We start from the raw sequence: 20,239 nt of genomic DNA, 5'->3' as shown, positions 1-20,239 counted from the left end.
CCCCTCGGGGGACCGGCCAGCCGCGCGCGCGTCCAGCGTCGCGCGGCTGGACGAGAGGCATCAATGCGCCAGGCCTATCCACTCACCGGCGGACTGGTAGGCCTCGAACAGCTCCAGCGCCAGCTCGCGCAGGCCCGGGTGGGCGCTGCCATGGCCGTCCGCCAGGCGCTCGTAGGCGTAATGGCGGTCGTACAGCATGCGGGTGGGGTTGATGGGCAGGCCGGCGTCGTTCATCAGCTGGCCGAAGCGCAGCAGGCTGCCGGTGCTGACCGGGCCGTTGGTGGCGCCATGCACGGTGAGGCCCAGTGCGCGGATGTCGCCCAGGTGCACGCCGGCCGCGATCTTCAGGCCGCCGTCACCCTGCCACGCATGGCCCGGGTCGCCCAGGCCGCGGGGTTCATCGGCGGGAACGGGGATCAGGTGCAGGGGGATGAGCATGGCGGACCTCGGTCGTGTGCCGCCATGGTGCCGGGGGATGAAAAAACTGAAGGGCGGATAAAGGCGGAAAAGCCGCCCTTCACCGCCGCTGATGTCGCTCAAGTACCGTTGAACTGCAGGTCCAGATCGCCGTGCGCGTAGATGATGACGCCGGTGTCCGTCTGCGTGATGCGGTGCCCCGTGCCCGCCGGCGCGAGCTGGTAGTCGCCCGGCTGCAGCAGCACGTCGTCCAGGAACAGCTCGCCCTGCACCATCAGGCATTCCTCGTCGTGGCCATGGCTGTGGCCCGGCACCGCGGCGCCGGGATCGGCGCGGTACAGCAGCGCGGCCTGGCCGCCGGCCGTCCACAGCACGCGGCGGCGGATGCCCGGCGCGAACTCGGGCCAGCCGGCCTCGCGGTCGCGCACCAGCGTGCGCCCGGCCCCCGGCTCATCGGCCTCACGCACGAAGACATGGGCGCCGTCGGTGCTGCGCAGGCGCGGCGCATTGCCAGCAGGAAGCAGCAGGAAGTCGCGCAGGCTCAGGCCTTCGCCGTCCACGTCGACACTGCCGCGCAGCACGAGGAACTCGCGCGCGCCCCCTGCCGGCAGCGCCAGCGCGGCGCCGGCCTGCAGCTCGACGACGCTGGCCGCCCGCGGCTCGCCGGGGCGGGCCGGGCGGTCGGCAGGCGCGCGGTACAGCGGGCGCTGCAGCGCGCCGTCGCCCAGGGGTTGCGCGGCCGCGTGCCGCCGGCGCACCGTGCACATGCCTTGCTCGGCCCGCAGCGAGCGAGCCAGGCGGTCACCCAGGCGTTCGGCCAGCCTGCGCGGCAGGCCCGGCGCAGGCGCGGCCCAGGCACGGGCGAAGGGCTCGCTGAGCAGGAGGCTCAGGTCGTCGTCTTGCGGTTCAGGGGTGGTGGGCATTGTCGTCATGGCGGCCCCTCAGGCTGGCAGCGCATGGGCGCCAGTGTCACCCAGCGATTCGCGCAGCGTGATGAGCGCGCGGCGGATCTGGGATTTGACGGTGCCCAGCGGCAGATGGGTCTGGCTCGCGATCTCCTCGTGCGACAGGCCGTTGAAGAACGCCAGCGCAACGAGCTGGCGCGGCTGGGGCTTGAGCAGCAGCAGCGCGCGGTGCAGCTCGGCGTGGCCTTGCGCCACGGCCAACAGCTCATCGCCCGATGCGGCGGCGGGCGATGAGCTGCTGGCCACGTCATCGTCCAGCTCCTCGTGCTGGAAGCGGGCTTCTCGGCGGATGGCGTCGATGGCGCGCGAGCGGGCCATGCCCAGCAGCCACGTCAGCGGCCGGCCGCGCGCAGGGTCGAAGCGCGGCGCCTGGCGCCACACCTGGAAGTACACGTCCTCCGCCACCTCCTCGGCCAGCTGGCTGCGCCGCACCAGCCGCAGCACCAGGCCATAGACGCGCGACAGCGTGGCCTCGTACAGCGCCAGCAGCGCGCGCTCGTCGTGGTTGACGATGGCGGCGATCCAGCCCTCCAGCTGCACGTCGTCCAGCGACGGGCAACCCGCCGGGGCAGCATCGCGCTCGGCGCAGCTGTCCTCGCCCCCGGCATCGTGCAGCTCGGCGTCGTCGAACAGCTGGGCAGCCTCGGGCGGCGGGTCGTCGGGCTCGGACGGTTGCGGATAGACCATGTCAAACCTCACACCAGCAGTTGGTCCACATGCGGCTCGGCGCCGCGCAGGAAGAGGGTCGCCCCCGTCTCGGTGCTGATCGGCGCGTGCAGGCTGCCCGCGCGCGCCAGATGGTAGCCGCCCGGCCCCACCTCGACGCGGCTGCCCACCTTGAGCACACCTTCCAGCACCACGCACTCCTCGTCCGCCGGGTGGCGGTGCGCCTCCAGCCGGGCGCCGGGGGCCAGCTTGAGCAGATAGCTCAGCAAGCCCGCCTGCCCGTGCAGCACCTTGATCTGCACGCCGTCGCCGAATGGCTGCCAGCCGACCGCGCCAGGCGGCACGGTCAGGTGGCTGTCATCGGTGTCGGCCACCCGCTCCAGCAGGCGCCGGCGGATGGCGCGGGCCTGGGCGGGGGTGGCGGCGGACGAGGTCATGGCAAGCTCTACGGGGCGTGAAGTTTTTTGGATGCAGCCTACTCCTTGGCATCTGCCCTGCCCAGCCGCACCGTATCCCTGTTGCATGTCTCAGACCGCTTACTTCGACCTCGTCAGCCACTGGCGCCTGGATGCGCCGGTGCCGCGCGTCTGGCAGGCCATCACCAACACCGAGCACTGGCCCCGCTGGTGGCCGGGCGTCGTCGCCGTGCAGCGGCTGGCCCCAGGGGACGCGACGGGCGTGGGCCGCGTGCAGCGCATCAGCTTTCGCACCGGGCTGGGCTACCGGCTGCACCTGGCGCTGGAGGTGACGGAGGTGGTGCACCAGGAGCGGCTGCGCGCCCGTGCGGGCGGCACGCTGGCCGGCGAAGGCATCTGGCTGATGAAGCAGGCCGCGCCCGCAGCCGGCGGCCACACGGACGTGACCTTCGTCTGGCGCGTGACGCTGCCGCCAGGCGTGCTGCGCAGCCTGGCCCCTGTGCTGGCGCCGCTGTTCCGCTGGAATCACAAGCGCGTCATGCGCGCGGGCCGGCTGGGTCTGGAGCGCCACCTCGCCCGTGCGCAGCCGGGCTGAACGGCTCAGGGCGCCGCGTCGGCACCGCCATGTTCGCGCAGCAGGGCCGCTGGCACGCCGCGGCGCTGCAGCGCGGCCCAGCCGGCGCGCAGACGCTGCACCGTCGGCTCGGGCAGGTCGCGCCGCGCGAACAGCGCATAGCCGCTGCCGCCGACGCTGATGGGCGGGGCGAACGCGGCGCGCTCCAGGCCCGGCTGGCGCAGCGCGTGCATCAGCAACAGGTCGGTGGAGATGACGGCATCCAGCCGCCCCAGCGCCAGCATGCGCAGCCCCTGGTTGGGATCGACGATGGTGAACTTGCGGATGGTCTCGTCGTCGTTGATCAGCGCGTTGTAGTAGGCATTGCGGGCGATGCCCAGCAGCTTGCCGCGCAGCTGCGCGGGCTCGGTCAGCGGCGCGTCGGCGCGGCTGATGACGAGGTAGCGCACCGGGTGCAACACGGCCACGCGCTGGCCCTGGGCGTCCTGGTCGGGCGTGGCCAGCGTGACGACCAGGTCCGCCACGCCGTCGGCCAGCGCCCGCGATGCCCGCGCGTACAGGCCGGCACTGAAGTCGAACTGCAGGCCGGCTTCCGCGGCCAGCGCGCGCAGCAGGCTGGGGTGCAGGCCGGCCAGCTCGGCACCGTCGCGCCAGCTGTACGGCGCCACCTCGTTGACCATCACGCGCAGATGCAGCTCGGCGGCGACGGCCGGCAGCGGGCCCAGGTCGGCCAGGCCCACCAGCCAGGCAAGACAGCGGCGCCGCGCGGCGGCGGGCGACGGCAGCAGCGGGCGTTGTGATCCGGTCCATCCCATGCGGGCAGTATGCAGGCCTCACGGTGAGTCTGACGGGTTTGGCTGTCGTTGGGCTGGCTGCGTTTCCAATGCCTGGACGTCCCCACACCGAACACGCATGTTGCTGAACAAGACCCTGCCCCTGCTGCTCGCCTGCCTGCTGCTGCCTGCCTGCGCCAGCGAGGCGCCGCCGCCCGAGGCGGCCACGGGCCCCGTCGTCGTGCTGCAGGCCGGGCTGGGCGACGACTCGGGCGTCTGGCAGCGCGTGCGGGCGGCGCTGCCGGCCGGCGCACTGACCGTCGTCGCCCCCGACCGCCCCGGCTATGGCCGCACGCCGGCCACGTCAGCCCCGCGCGACCCCTGCACCATCGCCGCCGAGCAGCACGAGTGGCTGGCGCGCAGCGGCCTGAAGCCGCCCTATCTGCTGGTGGGCCACTCCATCGGCGGGCTGTACCAGTACGCATTCGCGCGGCTGTACCCCGGCGAGGTCAAGGGCCTGCTGCTGCTGGAAGGCACGAACCCGCAGCACCTGGCGCGCGTGAAGGAGAAGGCGCCGGCCATCGCCACGATGCTCCGCGTCGTGCGACTGGCAATGACCGGCGCCACCGCCGCCGAGTTCGACGCCCAGGCCCGCTGCACCGATGCGTGGGACGCCGCCCCGCCGCTGCAGCTGCCGGTGCGCGTGCTGGCGCGGCGCGACTTCCGCGGGCTGGAGCAGGGCGCGTTCGAGGCCGTGTTCCGCGAGCTGCAGCAGGACTGGCTGCGCCGCACCGGCGCCGCCCGCGTGGAGCTGCTGCCCGACACGGGCCACTACCTGCAGAAGGACCAGCCCGCCGCCGTCGCGCAGGCTATCGTGGAGATGGCGCGCTGAGGTCGCCGCCCGTCGCTCAGGTCTTGGGCAGCGTGACGCCCACCTGGCCCTGGTACTTGCCGCCGCGGTCCTTGTAGCTGGTCTCGCAGACCTCGTCGCTCTCGAAGAACAGCACCTGCGCGCAGCCTTCGCCGGCGTAGATCTTGGCCGGCAGCGGCGTCGTGTTGCTGAACTCCAGCGTCACATAGCCCTCCCACTCGGGCTCGAACGGCGTCACGTTGACGATGATGCCGCAGCGGGCATAGGTGCTCTTGCCCAGGCAGACCGTCAGCACGTTGCGCGGGATGCGGAAGTACTCCATCGTGCGCGCCAGCGCGAAGCTGTTGGGCGGGATGATGCAGACGTCCTTGTTGACGTCGACGAAGCTGTTCTCGTCGAAGTTCTTCGGGTCCACCACCGTGGAGTGGATGTTGGTGAAGACCTTGAATTCGGGCGCGCAGCGGATGTCGTAGCCATAGCTGCTGGTGCCGTAGCTGACGATCTTGCGGCCGTCCTGCTCGCGCACCTGACCGGGCTCGAACGGCTCGATCATGCCGTGCTGCTCGCACATGCGGCGTATCCACTTGTCGCTCTTGATGCTCATCTCGTTGTCCTTGCTCAGCGGGGCAGCGCCCCATCGAAATATGTGCTGCCGTCCATCTCCAGCACGAAGCCCTTGACCGTCGCGCGCATCGGCACGGCGACGCGGCCATAGGCCATCGGCGTCCACGGCAGTTGCTCCAGCACCAGCTTCTGCGCCTTCGCGTAGAGCGCCTTGCGCTCGCCGGGCTGCTGGGCCTGGCGCGCCTGGGACAGCAGCTGGTCGTAGGCGGGATTGCACCAGAAGGTGCCGCTGGCCGACCCGCAGGCCAGCTGCGCGAAAGTGCCGGAGGGCTCGGGGTCGCCATTCCAGCCGGACATGGCCACGTCGTGCTCGCCGGCATCGATGCGCCGCAGGTACTCGCCCCACTCGTAGGTGACGATGCGCGCCGTCACGCCCACCTTGGCCCAGTCGGCCTGGATCATCTGCGCCATCACCTGGCCGTTGGGGTTGTAGAAGCGCACCACGGGCATGGCCCACAGCGTCAGGTTCAGCGGCAGCACGCCGGCCTTCTTCAGCAGCTCGCGCGCCTTGGCCGGGTCGTGTGGCGCGGGCTTGAGCGAGGCGTCATGCGCCCAGTTGGAGGCCGGGATGATCGTCGTGGCCGCCGTGCCGGCGTCGCCGTAGACGGTGCGCAGGATGGCGGCCTTGTCGATGGCCATGTCCAGCGCCTGGCGCACGGCCAGGTTGGCGAGCACGGGCTTGCGGGTGTTGTAGGCCAGGATGCCCACGTTCATGCCGGCCGCGGTCGCCAGCTTGATGGCGGGGTCCTTCTGCAGCTGCGCCAGTTCGGCCGGGCCCACCGGGGCGGCGATGTCGCATTCGTCGCGCCGCAGGCGCTGCGCGCGCACGGTGGCATCGGGCGTGATTGCGAACACCAGTTGGTCGGCGCGCGGCACCTCGGCCTTGCGCCACCAGCCCGGGTGGGCGGCGTAGCGGATGACGCTGTCCTTGCGGAAGCTCTTGAGCTGGAACGGCCCCGTGCCCACGGGCAGCTGCGCGATGCGTTGCGGCGTGCCGCGTTGCAGCAGCTGCGCGCCCAGTTCGGCGGACTGCAGCGACGTGAAGGCCTGCGTCAGCGTGAACAGGAAGCCGGCATCGCGTTCGGCCAGCGTGATGCGCACCTCATGCTCCGACAGCTTCTCGACCTGCCGGATCAGCTTCTCCCACCCGAAGGACACGACGTAGGGCACGACGCCGGGCAGGGCCTTGGCGAAGGCACTGTCGCGGTTCAGCAGACGGCTGAACGTGAAGACCACGTCGTCGGCATTGAACGGCCGCGTGGGCTTGAAGTCGGCGCTGCTGTGCCAGGCGACGCCGCGGCGCAGCTCGAAGGTGTACGTCAGGCCGTCGGGGCTGACCCGCCAGCTCGTGGCCAGCCCGGGCATCAGCTCGTCGGTGCCGCGGCGGGTTTCCACCAACGTGCCGAAGATGGGCAGGTGGGCGATGTGGTCGATGCCGCTGTCGGTCACCGCCGGGTCGAAGGTCTTGGGGCTGCCGGCGGCGCAGAAGCGCAGCGTGGTGTCGGCGCCGGCGAGCAGCGGCAGCGCCAGCAGCAGCGGGGCCAGTCGCTTCATTTCAGGATGTCCGCAGCCGGCACGAACGGCAGGATGCCCATCGATTGATACAGCGCCGCCGGCGACAAGGCCCGCGTCTCGCCTCCCTGCCCCTGGATGACCAGCGCCACGCGGCGGATGGCGCGGATGTCGGCCACCGGGTCGCCGTCCACCAGCAGCAGGTCGGCACGCTTGCCGCGTTCGATGCTGCCCAGGTCGTTCAGCCGGTCGCTGTACTTCGCGCCGTTCCACGTCGCGATCTTCAGCGCCTGCGCGGCCGGGATGCCGGCCTGCACGTACAGCTCCAGCTCGCGCTGCAACGCGAAGCCGGCCGTCGCGTCGGTGCCGGCCACCAGCGGGATGCCGGCCGCATGCATGCGGCGCAGCAGGTCGGTCATGACCGTCCAGCTCGCGCCCCAGCGCCTGGCCTTCGCATCGTCCAGCTCCGACTCGGCCGACAGCAGGCTGCGCTGCACCGCGGCCGGCAGGTTGGCCGCCACCACCGCATAGCTGGGGTTGGGCTGGCCCTGGCGCTGCGTGTACTGGCCCTCGAAGGCCACCAGGGTGGCGTCGACGACGGTGCCCTTCTTCTTCAGCAGCGCGATGAAGTCCTGCGTGCGGCGGTCGTTGAGCTTCAGGTCGGCCGCCTTGTCGCCGACGAGGGTGAAGCGCAGCAGCGTGCGCGTGTCGTCGGTCTTGCTGACGAGGAAGTTCAGCGTCACCTGGTTGATGTGGTGCAGCTCGTCGTAGCCGGCCTCGACGGCCTCGCGCGCCGTCATGAACGCCGGCACATGGCCGCCGGTGCGCAGCCCCAGCGAGCGTGCATGCGCCACCATGGGCTTCACCCACTCGGGGCGGATGGAGTTGTAGAGCTTGAGCTGGCGGTAGCCGTGCGCGGCGTACCAGTCGATGGCGGCCAGCGCATCGGGCAGGCTGTCGGGCACGAAGTCGGCCTGCGATGAGAACGGGCTCTTGCCCTCGATGAAGCCGTTGGCCGCGATGTCCGTGCCCAGCAGCTCGCCGCGCCCGATGCGGCCGCGCAGTGCGGCCAGCTCGGCGTTGTTGTTGCCCACGTCGCGCACGGCCGTCACGCCGGCGGCCAGGTTCAGCAGCAGGTCGCCCGGCGTCACGTGCGCATGCATGTCGACGAAGCCCGGCAGCAGCGTGCGGCCGCGGCCAGCGATGCGCTGAGCCGGCGCGGCGTTCTTCAGGCTGCCAGGCTTGGCGATGAAGGCGATGCGGCCGTCCTGCAGGTAGACGTCGGACGGCCCGCGCAGCTGCGCCGCCTGCGCGTCGAACCAGCGCACGCCCTCGATGACCGTCAGCCCCGGCAACGGCTGCGGCAGCTCCTTGGCGATGCGCTGCAGACGCGCGAACTGCGCGGCGTTCTGCGCGTCGCCCAGTCGGTCCACCTCGGCCTCGAAGCCCTGCAGCACCGTGCCGCCCCAGCCCGGGTAGACCTGCGCGAACAGCGCGCGGTTGTCCTCGCGCAGCCAGACGTAGACCGGCTCCAGGTCCAGCCCCGTGATCGCGTACAGGCCGACCTCGTAGGCCTGGCCCGGCACGGCCAGGCGCTGCACGCGCTCGATGGACAGCCGCCCGACGGGCAGCACCTCGGTGCGCTGTGTCTTGCTGGCCAGCAGCGCCTGCGCCAGCCGCGCGGTCCAGGCCGGGCTGGCGGCTACCGGCAGGTAGACGGCGTCGCGCGCCAGGCCGGCGCGTTCGCCGCGGTCCACGGGCGAGCGCCAGGTGGCCTTGTCGGCCGCGTCGCGCTCGAAGCTCTCGTCGATGCGCGCGCCGAAGGTCGCCACGCCCTCGGTGCGGTAGCGCAGCCAGGCGCCGTCGGGCGCGGTCTCCAGCAGCTCCTTCTGCTCCGGCCCGCGGCCGTTGTTGCGGTAGCGGTAGTCCACCTCCAGCCGGCCGCCGTTCTCGGTGGCCTTCAGCTGGCCGCACGGCGTCTTCTTGCAGATGACCGTGTAGTTCGTCTGCGTCTGGGCCTGGGCCGCGCCGGCCGCCAGCAGCGCGGCAGCGATCAAGGTGGGCAACAGCTTCACGGGCGACTCCCTGCGGTGTTTAGGTGGAGCGCACTTTACTGATCGAGGCCACCCCCTTGTTGGCCAGCATGTCGGCGCGCTCGTTGCCCGGGTCGCCCGCGTGGCCCTTCACCCAGCGCCACTCCACCGCGTGCAGCTTGCGCAGCGCATCCAGCCGCATCCACAGGTCGGCGTTCTTCACCGGCTTGCCGTCGGCCGTCTTCCAGCCACGACGCTGCCAGTTCGTGATCCATTCGGTGATGCCCTTGCGGACGTACTCGCTGTCCAGGTAGACGACCACGTCACAGCTGCGCTTGAGCGAGGCCAGCGCCTCGATGGGCGCCGTGAGCTCCATGCGGTTGTTGGTGGTCTCGCGCTCGCCGCCGAACAGTTCCTTGTCATGCCCGGCGCTGTGCAGCCATGCCCCCCAGCCGCCAGGGCCCGGGTTGCCCTTGCAGGCGCCGTCGGTGTAGATCGTCACCTGGGGCTTCTTGATCGCCACGGCAGGTCGGGTCGCTTCTTCGGTCATCGTTTCTTGTGGTTGTTGTTCAGCGCGACGGCCGGTGCCTTCTTGGCCGCCATGCGCGCATTCTTGGCCAGGCCGATCATGCGCATGCCATGCACGCGCTTGACCGCCTGGATGAAATAGACGGCGCCCAGCACCGGCCACCAGCGAGCGCCCACGCCCTCGACCCACTGCCAGCGGTCCAGCCAGGCCTCGGTGCGCAGCGGCGGGCGGTACACGCCGAAGCGGGCCGCCTCCACCTCGAAGCTCAGCAGCTTCAGCCAGTCGCGCAGCCGCCAGTAGCCGATGAAGTCCCCGTCCTCGGGCAGGTAGGGCTCGCCGCGGCGCTTGAGGCGGCCGAGATTCTGGCGCAGCCCCCACAGGCTGGCCGGGTTCAACCCGAAGACGATGAGCCGCCCCTCGGGCCTCAGCACCCGCTCCACCTCGCGCAGCAGCGCGTGGGCGTCGCAGGCCAGCTCCAGCGCGTGCGGCAGCAGCACGAGGTCCAGGCTGGCGCTCTCGAACGGCAGCGCGTCAAAGTCGGCCTGCAGGTCCTGCCCCACCAGCCAGCGGTGCGGCATGCGGTTGGCCTGCAGGCCGTCCAGCTCGGGCATGCCCAGCTGCAGTGCATGGAAGCCGAACAGGTCGGCCACGGCCGCGTCCACCTGCGCCTGCTCCCACGCCAGCAGGTAACGGCCGGGGGGAGTCTGCAGCCACGCAGCCAAATCTATACTCGACCCTTTATTGGTGACGCTCACGTTGACGCTCACGCCTCTCCCCGCTTTCGACGACAACTACCTCTGGCTGCTGGACAACGGCCGTGAGGCCCTGGTCGTCGATCCCGGCGACGCAGCGCCGGTGGCCGCTGCGCTGGACGCCCGGGGCCTGACGCTCGCGGGCATTCTATTGACCCACCACCACGGCGATCACGTCGGCGGCGTCAACGCGCTGCGCGGCCGGCTGCTGGGTCCCGTCTACGCGCCGGCCCACGAACAGATGCCCGAGCCCGTCTCGCGCGTGCAGGGTGGCGACACCATCGAGCTGCTGGGCCTGCGCTTCGCCGTGCTGGACGTGCCGGGCCACACCGCCGGGCACATCGCCTACTTCGCCACACCCCACGGCGCCGATCCGCTGCTGTTCTGCGGCGACACGCTGTTCAGCGCCGGCTGCGGCCGGCTGTTCGAGGGCACGCCCGCGCAGATGCACGCGTCGCTGCAGGCGCTGGCCGCTCTGCCCGGCGACACCCGCGTCTGCTGCGCCCACGAGTACACGCTGTCCAACCTGCGCTTCGCGCGCGAGGTGGACCCCGCCAACCCGGCGCTCGCCGCCTACGCCGCCTGGTGCGAAGCCGAGCGCGCAGCCGGCCGCCCGACGCTGCCCGGCCGCGTCGGCACCGAGCGCCAGATCAACCCCTTCTTGCGTTGCGCCGAACCGGCGCTGCGTGAATCTGCGCGGCGCCATGCGCCGCTGAAACTCCCGGCCGCGCCCAGCCCGGTCGACGTCTTCGCCACGCTGCGCGAATGGAAGAACGGATTCCGATGACGCTGATCCACCGCCTGACCCCGCTCGCGCTTGCACTGCTGCTCGCCGCCTGCGCCACCACCGCCCCGCCGCCCGCCGCCACCGCGGAGCCGGCCGCCCTCCCCACCCCCGCCCCCAGCGTCGAAGCCGCCCCGGTCACCGAGGCCACCACCGCCGTGCCCGTGCGCACGATGGCCTCCGAGCTGCTGGAGGACAACCTGCGCCCCGGCGAGAAGATCGACCTCGATTCGCCCGACGCCAGCGCCGACCTGTGGGCGCGGCTGCGCGGCGGCCTGCAACTGCCCGATCTGGACGACGACTGGGTGCGCAAGGCCGAGGCCTGGTACAGCGCGCGGCCCGACTACGTCGAGCGCATGACCACACGCGGCAGCCGCTACCTGTTCCACATCCTCGAAGAGGTCGAGAAGCGCGGCATGCCCGCCGAGCTGGCGCTGCTGCCGTTCGTCGAGAGCGCCTTCGTCACGCATGCCGTGTCCAGCGCCAAGGCCACCGGCATGTGGCAGTTCATGCCGGCCACGGGCCGCGACTTCGACCTCAAGCAGAACATCTTCCGCGACGACCGCCGCGACGTGCTCGCGTCCACGCGCGCCGCGCTGGACTACCTGGGCCGCCTCTACAAGCAGTTCGGCGACTGGCACCTGGCGCTCGCCGCCTACAACTGGGGCCAGGGCAACGTCAGCAAGGCCATCGCACGCAACCAGCGCCTGGGCCTGCCCACGGACTACGCCAGCCTGAAGATGCCGGACGAAACCCGCTACTACGTGCCCAAGCTGCAGGCGGTCAAGAACATCGTGCTGAACCCCGACCGCTTCGCGCTGTCGCTGCCGCCGGTGGCCAACCACCCCTACTTCCTGAGCGTGAAGATCGAGCGCGACATCGACGTCGCGCTGGCCGCCGAGCTGGCCGGGCTGTCGCTGGAAACCTTCCAGCAGTTCAACCCGCAGATGAACAAGCCCGTCATCCTGGCCGCGGCCACGCAGCAGGTGCTGCTGCCCTACGACCAGGCCGGCAACTTCGCCGAGAACCTGTCGCGCCACACCGGCCCGCTGGCCACGTGGACGGCCTGGGTGGTGCCCAAGACCATGAGTCCGTCGGAAGCCGCCAGGCGCACCGGCATGGCCGAGGCCGCGCTGCGCGACGTGAACCGCATCCCGCCCAAGATGCTGGTCAAGGCCGGCTCCACGCTGCTGGTGCCGCGCGCCGCGCATGTGCAGGACGACGTGTCCGAGCGCCTGGCCGACAGCGCCAGCCTCAGCCTCGCGCCCGACGCGCCGCCACCGGGCGCGCTCAGGCGCGTCAGCTTCAAGGCCGGCAAGGCCGATACGGTGGCCGGCGTGGCCGCACGCTACAAGGTCAAGGCCGAGCAGGTGGCGCAGTGGAACAAGGTGGGCAGCGGCACCCGCTTCAAGCCGGGTCAGTCGATCGTGGTCTACACCGCGGCGCAGCCCATCGTGGCCAAGGCCGCCACGCCTGCGGCCCGCCCGGCTGCCAAGGGCAAGGCCACGACGACGGCCCGCGCTGCCAAGCCCGCCGCGCCCCGCGTGCTGGCCAAGGCTCGCGGCGGCAAGGGCCGCGGCAACGTCGTCGCGTCCGCCGCGCCCTAAACGAAGAACAGCGCGACGCTGGCAGCCAGGCCCGCCACCCACAGCAGCGAGCGCAGCGACGCCAGGTCGGCCAGGTACAGGCCGATGTAGGCCAGCCGGGCGGCCAGGAAGCCCAGCGCCAGCATGTCCACCGTGCCCTGCGCAGCCTGGTGCTGGTGGGCCACGAACAGGCCGGCGATGAACACCGGCAGCGCCTCCCAGCTGTTGGCCTGTGCCGCGTTGGCGCGTGCCTGCCAGCCCTGCAGCGTCGCCAGCCATTCGCGCGGCGAGTGGTTGTCGAAGCCACCATCGCGGCGGCGCTTGCCGAAGCCCTTGGACTTGGCCAGCGCCGCGCACGCGACGGGCAGCACACAGGCCACGAGCAGGCAGAGTTGGGCGAGGGTCATGAGGGGCTCCTTCAGCGCCGGTCAGACAGGGCGTGGGCGATGGTGCCCAGGTCCACGTATTCGAGTTCGCTGCCCACCGGCACGCCGCGCGCCAGCCGCGTGGACTTGATGCCGCGGGCGCGCAGGGCCTCGGCCAGCACATGCGCCGTGGCCTCGCCTTCGGCGGTGAAGCTGGTGGCCAGGATGACCTCGCCGACCCCTTCCTCCGACGCCCGCGCCAGCAGCTCCGTGGCGCCGATCTGGCGCGTGCCCACGCCGTCCAGCGGCGACAGCCGCCCCAGCAGCACGAAGTAGTAGCCCAGGTAGGAGCCGGTGCGCTCCAGCGCCGCCTGGTCGGCCGGCGTCTCGACCACGCACAGCAGCCGCGCGTCGCGCTTGTCATCGGCGCAGACGTTGCACAGCGGCGTCTCGCTGAACGTGTGGCAGCGCCCGCAGTGCTTGATGCGCTCCTGCGCCGCCGTCAGCGCGCCCGCCAGCCGCGGCATGGCCTGTCGGTCATGCTGCAGCAGGTGGTAGGCCATGCGCTGGGCCGATTTCTGGCCCACGCCGGGCAGGCGCTTGAGCGCCTCGATCAGCGAGTCGAGTGCGTTCAAAAGGGAAATTTCATGCCCGGAGGCAGCGGCATGCCGGCGGTCAGCTTGCCCATCTTCTCGGCGCTGGTGGCCTCCGCGCGGCGGGCCGCGTCGTTGAAGGCGGCGGCGACGAGGTCTTCCAGCATGTCCTTGTCGTCGGCCAGCAGGCTGGGGTCGATGGTGACGCGGCGGACTTCGTTCTTGCAGGTCATCAGCACCTTCACGAGGCCGGCGCCGCTCTGGCCCTCCACCTCGACGTTGGCGAGCTCTTCCTGCGCCTTCTTCAGGTTGTCCTGCATCGCCTGGGCTTGCTTCATCAAGCCGGCGAGTTGGCCTTTCATCATGGTCTTGTCCTTTAAGGTGAGGGAGTCAGCACGGGCTGCACGGAGCCCGGCAGGATGCGTGCCGACGGGAATTGGGACAGCAGCGTGCGCGTCATCGGGTGCGTGGCGGCGATGTCCTCGGCCGCGCGCTGCTGCGCCTCGGCGCGCGCCACGGTGCGCAGCGCGATGGAGTCCTCGGCCACGCCAGCCTCGATGTCCAGCTTCGCGTCCAGCGCGGCTTCGAGCTTGGCCACCAGCGCCGGCGCTCGCAGGGACTCGCGCTCGACGCGCAGCGTCCACACCTCGCGGCCATCGACGGTCCGGCGGCTCAGGGCCTGCGCCTGGCGGGCCAGCTCGCCGGTCATGCCGAGGATGTTGGCGGCCGCGATGCGCTCGGCCCACTGCGCGCCTTCGGGCGTCTCACGCAGTTCGACGCGGCGCGGCGCGTCGGGCTCGCGGGCATCGGGCGGGGCGGCGGAGGACGGCGAGTCGTCGGCCTCCATCCAAGGCGGTGGTGCGTCGTCGGGCGGCGGGCCGTCGCCGAAGTCGGCGTCATCCTCCACCGCCGGCTGCTCGACGGGACGCGGGCGCAGACGCGCGCCAAAGCTCGTCGCCGGCTCGGCCGCCTTCAACGCAGGTGCCGCCACCGGGGCTGCGACCGGCGCTGCCACTGGAGCCGACGCCGGGGCGGCTACCGGTGCCGCAACCGGCGCGACGGCCACCGGGGGGGCGGCAACCGGCGCTGCAACAACCGGCGAGGGCGCCGGCGGCACGGCCTTGGGCAGCGGCACCGCCACCACGGCCTTGGCCACGGCAGGCGGGCGCACCAGGGCGGCCGCCTTCACGGGCTTGGGCGTCGTGCCGGCCGGGCGAAAGGCCAGCATGCGCAGCAGCACCATCAACAGGCCGGCGTACTCGTCCGGCGCCAGGTGCAGCTCGGCGCGGCCGTGCAAGGCCATGCTGTACATCAGCTGGATCTCGTCGGCCGGCAGCGCGGCGGCCAGGCGGCGGATCTCGGCGGTCTCGCCGTCGGCGTCGTCCAGCGCGGCGGGCGCGGCCTGGGCCAGCGCCATCTGCTGGAATAGCGTGGCCAGGTCCTCCAGCGTGCCGGCCGCCGACAGGCCCGCGCCGCGCAGCGCATCGGCCTGGGCCACGACGGCCTCGCCGCTGGCCGCCGCCAGCGCGTCGACGATGGCCACGACATGGCCGCGGTCCACGCTGCCCAGCATTTGCCGCACACCGGCTTCGGTGAGGCTGCCGGCACCGAAGGCGATGGCCTGGTCAGTCAGCGACAGTGCGTCGCGCATGGAGCCCCGCGCCGCGCGCGACAGCAGCCGCAGCGCGCCCGGCTCGGCCGGCACGCTCTCGGCGCCCAGCACATTGCCCAGATGGCTCTGCACATCCGCCGCCGCCATGGGCCGCAGGTTGAACTGCAGGCAGCGCGACAGCACGGTGACGGGCACCTTCTGCGGGTCGGTCGTCGCGAGCACGAACTTCAGGTACTCGGGAGGCTCCTCCAGCGTCTTCAGCATCGCGTTGAACGCGGTGTTCGACAGCATGTGCACTTCGTCGATCATGTAGACCTTGAAGCGGCCGACCACGGGCTTGTAGACCGCCTGGTCCAGCAGCTGCGAGATCTCCTCGACGCCGCGGTTGGACGCCGCGTCCAGCTCCACGTAGTCGACGAAGCGGCCGGAGTCGATGTCGCGGCAGGCCGCGCAGACGCCGCAGGGCTGGGCCGTGATGCCGCCCGTGCCGTCCGGCCCGGTGCAGTTCAGGCTCTTGGCAAGGATGCGCGACACCGTCGTCTTGCCGACGCCGCGCGTGCCGGTGAACAGGTAGGCGTGGTGCAGCCGGCCCTGCGTCAGCGCGTTGGCCAGCGCCTGCACGACGTGCTCCTGGCCGACGAGCTGCTCGAAACTCTGCGGGCGGTATTTGCGGGCCAGGACCAGATAACTCATGGGCGCGGATTCTAGGAGCGGCGGCGGCCCCGGCCGGCCGGCTGCCGATATGCTGCGCGCCTTCCTGGCATGACTGCCCCGCCCTGCCCATGCTGGTGCTGCTGATCGAAGACGACCTGGCCCTGGGCAGCGCGCTGCACCGGGCCCTGCTGGCCGCGGGGCATGACGCGCTGTGGGTGCGCCGCGCGGCCGACGTGCCGCCCGAGCCGGGCGACGCCGGCGTGCAGGCCGTGCTGCTGGACCTGGGCCTGCCCGACGGCAGCGGCCTGGCGCTGCTGCGGCGCTGGCGGCAGGCCGGCATCGGCATCCCGGTGCTGGTCATCACGGCGCAGGGCTCGCTGCACCAGCGGCTGGACGGCCTGGACGCCGGCGCCGACGACTACCTCGTCAAACCCTTCGAGGTGCCCGAGCTGCTGGCCCGGCTGCGCGCCGTGGCCCGCCGCAGCGCGCAGCAGAGCAGCGACGACTGGCCCTTCGGCGCCCTCGTGCTGCAGCCCGGCCGCGCCCGCGCGCTGCTGCACGGCGAGGTGCTGGCGCTGTCGCCACGCGAGTTCCAGCTGCTGCAGGCACTGGCCGAGGCGGGCGGCCAGGTGGTGCCGCGCCACCAGCTCGCGCAGCGGCTGGAACCGCTGGGCGACGCGCTGCAGCTCACCGCGCTGCAGATGCACCTGAGCAACCTGCGCCGCAAGATCGGCGCCGAGCGCATAGGCACGCTGCGCGGCGTGGGCTACTGGCTGGAGGCGCTGCCATGACCTGGCCGCCGCGCACGCTGACCCGGCGCCTGGTGCTGACGCTGCTGACGGCGCTGGCCGGCGTCGCCGTGCTGCTGACGGCCTTCAACGTCTGGGACATCAAGCGCCAGGCCGACGCGGCGCAGGTGCGGCCCGTGGCGCAGGTCATGCTGCACCTGGTGGACAGCCTGCCCGACGCCGCCACCGCCCGGCAGGCGCTGCAGGGCTTCGTGCAGCAGCTCAACCGCGAGCGCGCACAGCTGCCCATGCCGCTGCAGCCGCTGCACGTGCAGCTGTGGGACGCGGCCGGCCAGCTGCAGCTGGCGCTGCCCGACGCGCCGCCGCCGGCCGACGCGGCGCGCGCGACCGTGCAGGGCGAGCGCTGGCGGCTGCAGGTGCACGAGGCCTTGCCCGACGACGCCACGCTGCTGCGCTGGCAGGCCGGCGAGCTGCTGGTGCAGCTGCTCATCGCGCTGCCGCTGCTGGCACTGCCGCTGTGGCTGGCCGTGCGCAGCGGGCTGCGGCCGCTGCGGCGCTTCACGGCCCGGGTGGCTGCGCTGGACCCGCGCGGCCCGCTGCAGCCGCTGGGGCTGGACCTGCGCTACGCCGAGCTGGCGCCGGTGGGCCGCGCTTTCGACGCCCTCATCGCGCGCCTGGACGAGCGCCTGGCGCTGGAGCGCGCCTTCGTGCAGGACGCCGCCCACGAGCTGCGCACGCCGCTGGCGGCGCTGGCCGCCCAGGTGCACCTGCTGCTGGAGGCCGGCGACGCGCGCGATCAGCGCGCCAGCGCCGCCGAGCTGCTGGCCACGCTGCAGCGCACCGCCCACCTGTCCCAGCAACTGCTGGACCTGGCGCTGCTGGACCGCGGCGACCGCCCGGCCGAGGCGCTGGACCTGGCCGAGCTCGGCGCCGAGCTGCTCGCGTCGCTGCATGCCCAGGCCCGCGCCCGGCACCAGCAGCTGGCGCTGGCAGGGCCCGAGCAGCTGCCCTGGCACGGCGACCGCGCCGCCCTCGTCCACGTGCTGCAGAACCTGCTGGACAACGCGCTGCGCTACACGCCCGACGGCGGCCACATCGAGCTGCGCCTGGACGCCGCACCGCCGCGGCTGGCCGTGCTGGACGACGGCCCGGGCATCCCCGAGGCCGAGCGCGAGCGGGTGTTCGACCGCTTCTGGCGCTCGCCCGGCCAGGCCCAGCCCGGCACCGGGCTGGGCCTGGCCATCGCCGCGCAGGCCGCCCGGCGCCTGGGCGGCCACCTGCGGCTCGTGCCCGGCCTGCACGGCCGCGGCGTGGGCTTCGAGCTGACACTGCCGGAGCCCACCCGAGATTTAGCGAGTCTTTAGGGTCAGACCCGAAGAATCCGCGGCATTCCCACTGCCCTGGATTGCCCCCTTGTCCTACCCGGCCCAACCGAGCCGCCGCCACCTGCTGGCCGCCCTCATCAGCACGCCCACCCTGCTGGCCGCCTGTGGCGGCGGCAGCGCGCAGCGCGACGAGATCCTCGACCCGCGGCTGCTGACCGAAAACCAGCGCCTGCAAGACCAGGCCAACGCCGCCGTGCTGCCCGGCGGCCTGGCCGGCGTCGTCATCGCCAGCCAGTACCGCAGCGCCAGCAAGCTCTACCGCGCCTGCGCCGGCCGCCGCCGCCAGCCGCAGGGCGCGCCGCTGCAGGGCGATGAGAGCTTCAGCACCGGCTCGCTGGGCAAGGCCATGACGGCCGCGCTGGCCGCGCGGCTGGTGGAGCAGGGGCGGCTGCGCTGGGACAGCCGGCCCGTCGACCTCATCCCTACGCTGGCCACGCAGCAACAGCCCGCCTACGCCGGCATCACGCTGACCCAGCTGCTGGACCACCGCAGCGGCCTGCCCTACGGCGGCGAGGACGACCTGGCCCAGTTCCTCGACGCCTGGGCCGCCGGCGGCCAACCCGAGCCCGCCACGCCGGTGCTGCGGCGCCGCGCCGTGCTGGCCTGGGCGCTGCAGTCACCACCCGCCGGCCCGGCCGGCGAGTTCCTGTACTCCAACATCGGCTACGAGCTGGCGGCCTGGATGCTGGAGGCCGCCACCGGCGACAGCTTCGAGGCGCTGCTGCAGCGCGAGATCCACCAGCCGCTGGGCCTGACGCTGCTCGTGCAGCCGCCGGCCGATGCCGCCACCGGCCATGCCGGCCCGTCGCCCGCCGCGCTGGCCGTGGCCGAGGTGCCCGCGGCTGTCGACGCGTGGCTGCAGGCGCTGCAAGGCAGCGGCGGCCAGTGGCTGAACGCCCGCGGCTACGCGCTGTGGCTGCGCGAGCACCAGCGCGCGCTGCAGGGCCAGCCCAGCCTGCTGCCCGGCACCTATGTACGCCGCCTGCAGGGGCTGCGCCCCGGCGAGTACGCGCTGGGCTGGCAGGGCGGCGGCACGGTGCAGTCGCCACTGCTGGTGCACAGCGGCGGCATGCCGGGCTTCACCAGCCTGGTGGCGCTGCGCCAGGACGGCCAGGCCGCCTGCTTCGCGTTCAGCAACACCCAGGCCAGCGGCGGCGGCGCCACGGACTGGGTGGCCGATCGCCTCGATTCGGCGCTGTCGGCCGTGCTGCTGGGCCACTGAAGAGACAATCGCGCCTGAACACCTTTCACAGCCGCGGCGCGACATGACCTCCAACAGCCCCCTCACCTACGACCAAGCCGGCGTCAACTACGACCTGATCGACCCCCTGAAGGTCACCGCCCAGCGCGCCGCCGCGGCCACCGCGTCACACCTGGCCGGGCACGGCTTCAGCGAGGTCAAGGCCTCGCGCGGCGAATCGGCCTACGTCGTCGACGTGGGCCCGTTCTACGTCGCCTCCATCGTCGAATGCCTGGGCACCAAGACGCTGGTGGCCGACGAGATGGCCAAGCTGACCGGCAAGAGCTTCTTTGCCGGCATCGCGCAGGACACCATCGCGATGGCCGTCAACGACCTCATCACCGTCGGCGCCACACCGCTGGTGGTGCAGGCCTACTGGGCCGCCGGCGGCAGTGACTGGTTCGGCGACGCGCAGCGCGCGCAGGCGCTGGTGGCCGGCTGGAAGGCCGCCTGCGACACCTGCCAGGTCGCCTGGGGTGGTGGCGAGACGCCGGCGCTGGCCGGCATCGTCGAGGACGGCCGCATCGATCTGGCCGCGTCCTGCACGGGCCTCATCAACCCCAAGGAGCGACTGTCGGTGGGCGACAAGCTGGGCGCCGGCGACGCCATCGTGCTGCTGGCCTCCAGCGGCATCCATGCCAACGGCCTGTCGCTCGCCCGCAAGCTCGCGGAACGCCTGCCGAACGGCTACCTGACCGAGATCGCCCCCGGCCTGACCTACGGCGAGGCGCTGCTGGCGCCCACCGCGCTGTACTCGCCCGTGACCGAGGCGCTGTGGAAGGCCGGCATCGCGCCGCACTACTGCGCCAACATCACCGGCCACGGCTGGCGCAAGCTGCTGCGCCACCCGAGCGCGCTCACCTACCGCATCCACACCGTGCCGCCCAAGACGGCCGTGCTGGAGTTCATCCAGCAGCAGGCCGGCCAGGACGACCGCGAGGCCTACTCGACGCTGAACATGGGCGCGGGCTTTGCGATCTTCGTCAAGGCCGAAGACGCCGAGCGCACCGCGCAGGTGGCGCGCGACTGCGGCATCGCCGCCTGGGTGGCCGGCAGCGTCGAGGCGGGCGAGAAGCAACTGCTGATCGAGCCGCTGAACATCCGCTTCAGCGAAGACGACCTGGCACTGCGCTGAACCA

The 20,239-nt window shown here is 72.3% G+C and carries 22 protein-coding genes; 8 read left to right on the top strand and 14 right to left on the bottom strand.

What is annotated here, in order from left to right; genetic code table 11:
- Positions 1-60: 60 nt before the first annotated feature.
- The 4 genes from ACG04Q_RS14970 to ACG04Q_RS14955 form a co-directional block, all read right to left on the bottom strand.
- A complete protein-coding gene (locus tag ACG04Q_RS14970; RefSeq protein WP_394511724.1) occupies positions 61-438 on the bottom strand; it encodes a hypothetical protein in 378 nt (125 codons plus the stop codon).
- A 98-nt stretch (positions 439-536) separates the two neighbouring features.
- The gene (locus ACG04Q_RS14965; protein ID WP_394511723.1) at positions 537-1,349 is read right to left on the bottom strand and encodes a cupin domain-containing protein; all 813 of its coding nucleotides are present in this window, start codon (positions 1,347-1,349) and stop codon (positions 537-539) included.
- Between the two features lie 9 nt (positions 1,350-1,358).
- Positions 1,359-2,069, bottom strand: a complete 711-nt coding sequence (locus ACG04Q_RS14960; protein ID WP_394511722.1) for a sigma-70 family RNA polymerase sigma factor — start codon at positions 2,067-2,069, stop codon at positions 1,359-1,361.
- Positions 2,070-2,077: 8 nt separating this feature from the next.
- Positions 2,078-2,485, bottom strand: coding sequence for a cupin domain-containing protein (locus ACG04Q_RS14955; protein ID WP_394511721.1), 408 nt, complete (start codon positions 2,483-2,485; stop codon positions 2,078-2,080).
- Positions 2,486-2,570: 85 nt separating this feature from the next.
- Between ACG04Q_RS14955 and ACG04Q_RS14950 the strand changes: the two genes are divergently transcribed.
- Positions 2,571-3,059: an SRPBCC family protein gene (locus ACG04Q_RS14950; RefSeq protein ID WP_394511720.1), complete on the top strand. Its 489-nt coding sequence runs from the start codon at positions 2,571-2,573 to the stop codon at positions 3,057-3,059.
- Positions 3,060-3,064: 5 nt separating this feature from the next.
- On the opposite strand, the gene ACG04Q_RS14945 is transcribed toward ACG04Q_RS14950, so the two are convergent.
- Entirely contained in the window at positions 3,065-3,853 is a 789-nt protein-coding gene (locus tag ACG04Q_RS14945; protein WP_394511719.1) for a substrate-binding periplasmic protein, read from the bottom strand.
- 97 nt (positions 3,854-3,950) lie between these two features.
- Between ACG04Q_RS14945 and ACG04Q_RS14940 the strand changes: the two genes are divergently transcribed.
- Entirely contained in the window at positions 3,951-4,703 is a 753-nt protein-coding gene (locus ACG04Q_RS14940; protein WP_394511718.1) for an alpha/beta fold hydrolase, read from the top strand.
- A 16-nt stretch (positions 4,704-4,719) separates the two neighbouring features.
- On the opposite strand, the gene dcd is transcribed toward ACG04Q_RS14940, so the two are convergent.
- The 5 genes from dcd to ACG04Q_RS14915 are packed head-to-tail and all read right to left on the bottom strand — an operon-like array spanning position 4,720 to position 10,102.
- Positions 4,720-5,286: a dCTP deaminase gene (dcd, locus tag ACG04Q_RS14935; RefSeq protein ID WP_394396407.1), complete on the bottom strand. Its 567-nt coding sequence runs from the start codon at positions 5,284-5,286 to the stop codon at positions 4,720-4,722.
- Between the two features lie 14 nt (positions 5,287-5,300).
- On the bottom strand, positions 5,301-6,860 hold the full coding sequence (locus ACG04Q_RS14930) for an ABC transporter substrate-binding protein (RefSeq protein ID WP_394511717.1): 1,560 nt from the start codon (positions 6,858-6,860) through the stop codon (positions 5,301-5,303).
- Entirely contained in the window at positions 6,857-8,893 is a 2,037-nt protein-coding gene (locus ACG04Q_RS14925; protein WP_394511716.1) for an amidohydrolase family protein, read from the bottom strand. The genes ACG04Q_RS14930 and ACG04Q_RS14925 overlap by 4 nt, the downstream gene beginning before the upstream one ends.
- 19 nt (positions 8,894-8,912) lie before the next feature.
- The gene (gene rnhA, locus ACG04Q_RS14920; protein WP_394511715.1) at positions 8,913-9,401 is read right to left on the bottom strand and encodes a ribonuclease HI; all 489 of its coding nucleotides are present in this window, start codon (positions 9,399-9,401) and stop codon (positions 8,913-8,915) included.
- The gene (locus ACG04Q_RS14915; RefSeq protein ID WP_394511714.1) at positions 9,398-10,102 is read right to left on the bottom strand and encodes a class I SAM-dependent methyltransferase; all 705 of its coding nucleotides are present in this window, start codon (positions 10,100-10,102) and stop codon (positions 9,398-9,400) included. The genes rnhA and ACG04Q_RS14915 overlap by 4 nt, the downstream gene beginning before the upstream one ends.
- A gap of 34 nt (positions 10,103-10,136) precedes the next feature.
- On the opposite strand from ACG04Q_RS14915, the gene gloB reads away from it, so the two are divergent.
- Together gloB and ACG04Q_RS14905 are read left to right on the top strand one after the other, a co-directional pair.
- Entirely contained in the window at positions 10,137-10,919 is a 783-nt protein-coding gene (gloB, locus tag ACG04Q_RS14910) for a hydroxyacylglutathione hydrolase (RefSeq protein ID WP_394511742.1), read from the top strand.
- On the top strand, positions 10,898-12,523 hold the full coding sequence (locus ACG04Q_RS14905; RefSeq protein ID WP_394511713.1) for a transglycosylase SLT domain-containing protein: 1,626 nt from the start codon (positions 10,898-10,900) through the stop codon (positions 12,521-12,523). Before gloB ends, ACG04Q_RS14905 begins: the two co-directional genes overlap by 22 nt.
- On the opposite strand, the gene ACG04Q_RS14900 is transcribed toward ACG04Q_RS14905, so the two are convergent.
- The 4 genes from ACG04Q_RS14900 to dnaX are packed head-to-tail and all read right to left on the bottom strand — an operon-like array spanning position 12,520 to position 15,765.
- Positions 12,520-12,909 (bottom strand): MAPEG family protein, encoded by a 390-nt coding sequence (locus ACG04Q_RS14900; protein ID WP_394511712.1) that lies wholly within the window; start codon positions 12,907-12,909, stop codon positions 12,520-12,522. The two genes, ACG04Q_RS14905 and ACG04Q_RS14900, sit on opposite strands and share 4 nt — an antisense overlap.
- An 11-nt stretch (positions 12,910-12,920) precedes the next feature.
- A complete protein-coding gene (recR, locus tag ACG04Q_RS14895) occupies positions 12,921-13,511 on the bottom strand; it encodes a recombination mediator RecR (RefSeq protein WP_394511741.1) in 591 nt (196 codons plus the stop codon).
- Positions 13,499-13,825: a YbaB/EbfC family nucleoid-associated protein gene (locus tag ACG04Q_RS14890; RefSeq protein WP_268165600.1), complete on the bottom strand. Its 327-nt coding sequence runs from the start codon at positions 13,823-13,825 to the stop codon at positions 13,499-13,501. The genes recR and ACG04Q_RS14890 overlap by 13 nt, the downstream gene beginning before the upstream one ends.
- An 11-nt stretch (positions 13,826-13,836) precedes the next feature.
- Positions 13,837-15,765: a DNA polymerase III subunit gamma/tau gene (gene dnaX / locus ACG04Q_RS14885; protein ID WP_394511711.1), complete on the bottom strand. Its 1,929-nt coding sequence runs from the start codon at positions 15,763-15,765 to the stop codon at positions 13,837-13,839.
- An 89-nt stretch (positions 15,766-15,854) separates the two neighbouring features.
- On the opposite strand from dnaX, the gene ACG04Q_RS14880 reads away from it, so the two are divergent.
- The 4 genes from ACG04Q_RS14880 to ACG04Q_RS14865 are packed head-to-tail and all read left to right on the top strand — an operon-like array spanning position 15,855 to position 20,235.
- Positions 15,855-16,517: a response regulator gene (locus tag ACG04Q_RS14880; RefSeq protein ID WP_394511710.1), complete on the top strand. Its 663-nt coding sequence runs from the start codon at positions 15,855-15,857 to the stop codon at positions 16,515-16,517.
- Positions 16,514-17,839: a sensor histidine kinase gene (locus ACG04Q_RS14875; protein ID WP_394511709.1), complete on the top strand. Its 1,326-nt coding sequence runs from the start codon at positions 16,514-16,516 to the stop codon at positions 17,837-17,839. The genes ACG04Q_RS14880 and ACG04Q_RS14875 overlap by 4 nt, the downstream gene beginning before the upstream one ends.
- A 49-nt stretch (positions 17,840-17,888) precedes the next feature.
- Positions 17,889-19,082 carry a serine hydrolase domain-containing protein gene (locus tag ACG04Q_RS14870; protein WP_394511708.1) on the top strand — a complete coding sequence of 398 codons (1,194 nt, stop codon included), beginning with the start codon at positions 17,889-17,891 and terminating at the stop codon, positions 19,080-19,082.
- A gap of 43 nt (positions 19,083-19,125) precedes the next feature.
- On the top strand, positions 19,126-20,235 hold the full coding sequence (locus tag ACG04Q_RS14865) for an AIR synthase related protein (RefSeq protein ID WP_394511707.1): 1,110 nt from the start codon (positions 19,126-19,128) through the stop codon (positions 20,233-20,235).
- The last annotated feature ends 4 nt before the right edge of the window (positions 20,236-20,239 follow it).

The sequence above is a fragment of the Pelomonas lactea genome (genome assembly GCF_043555885.1).
Classification (GTDB): Bacteria; Pseudomonadota; Gammaproteobacteria; order Burkholderiales; family Burkholderiaceae_C; genus Pelomonas; species Pelomonas lactea.
This window is presented reverse-complemented; position numbering and strand designations above follow the sequence as displayed.